This is a genomic window from Acidovorax sp. KPB24-07 (assembly GCF_057543315.1).
In genome coordinates this window covers 1-1,178 of record NZ_BAAJYS010000695.1, presented here as the reverse complement: position 1 = coordinate 1,178, position 1,178 = coordinate 1, and the positions used below count along the sequence as shown (strand labels likewise).

General features: G+C 68.8%; 2 protein-coding genes. Both read right to left on the bottom strand.

Annotation, left to right across the window (positions count from 1 at the left end; genetic code table 11):
- Positions 1-133, bottom strand: a 133-nt coding sequence (locus AC27IQ_RS25065; protein ID WP_487091231.1) for an RNA methyltransferase PUA domain-containing protein, incomplete at its 3' end; no start/stop codon positions are given.
- A gap of 59 nt (positions 134-192) precedes the next feature.
- Positions 193-1,178, bottom strand: a 986-nt coding sequence (locus AC27IQ_RS25060; protein ID WP_487091230.1) for an aminoglycoside phosphotransferase family protein, incomplete at its 5' end; no start/stop codon positions are given.

Sequence of the window (1,178 nt, the reverse complement as noted above, 5' to 3'; positions counted from 1 at the left end):
CCCCGCGCCCGTCGAACAGCGTGATCGCGTCGCCGGGCTGCAGGCGCAGCACCTGCACGTGGCGCGCGGCCGAAGGCGGCAGCGCCAGCGCGGCGCCGCCCGCCAGGGGCAAGGGGCAATGGAAACGGGGCATTTGCTACTATTTTTATAGCTACACGCCCTAGTACTGATTGCGGCGGTAGCGGTTTTGACTCAAACTCTTCCGAAAGCGAAGCCGGTGGCTTCCTGCGTTCCTTCGATCTCGTCCACCAGCCGCAGCAGCGGCTTGAGCTCGCGGTAGCGGCTGGCCGTCGAGCGGATGTAGCCGATGAAACGCGGCGTGTCCGCCAGGTACTTGGGCTTGCCGTCGCGCAGCGTGATCCGCGCGAAGATGCCGGCCACCTTCAGGTGCCGCTGCAGACCCATCCATTCGACCGCGCGGTAGAACTCGCCGAAGTCCGCGCCCCAGCCGCTGGCGCTCGCCGCACCGACCAATCCCGACTTTCGCGCTTTTTCCCAGTAACGCACGGTAATGTCGATGACGAAATCCTCTTCCCAGCTGATGAACGCATCGCGCAGCAGGCTGGCGATGTCGTAGGTGATGGGGCCGTGCACCGCATCCTGAAAATCCAGTACGCCCAGCGGCCCGCCCGCCGGGGGCGCCATGAGGTTGCGCATCATGAAGTCGCGGTGCACGAACACGCTGGGGGCTTCCAGATTGTTGGCGACCAGCACGTCGAAGGTCTTGGCGAGCACGCCCTGCTGCGCCTCGGTGAGCGCCACGCCGCGGTGGCGCGCCAGGTACCAGTCGGGAAAAAGGGCCAGTTCGCGCCGCAGCAGGGCCTCGTCGTAGGGCGGCAGCACGCCGGGGCGCGAGGCCTGCTGCCATTGCAGCAGCACGTCGCTGGCCTGCAGGTACCAGGCGTGCGCCGCCTCGGGCGCCGCGGGGTCCAGCCGCTCGATGACCGTCTGCGCGCCCAGGTCGGACAGCAGCATGAAGCCGTGGGGAGCGTCCCAGGCCAGCACCTCGGGCACGTGCAGGCCCGCGTCGGCCATCAGGCGCTGCACGTGGGCGAAGGGGCGGCAATCCTCCTTGTCCGGCGGGGCGTCCATCACGATGCGGCTGGTGCCGTCGGCGGCGTCGATGCGCAGGTAGCGGCGAAAGCTCGCGTCCGCCGAGGCGGGCGCAGGCTCGCGGG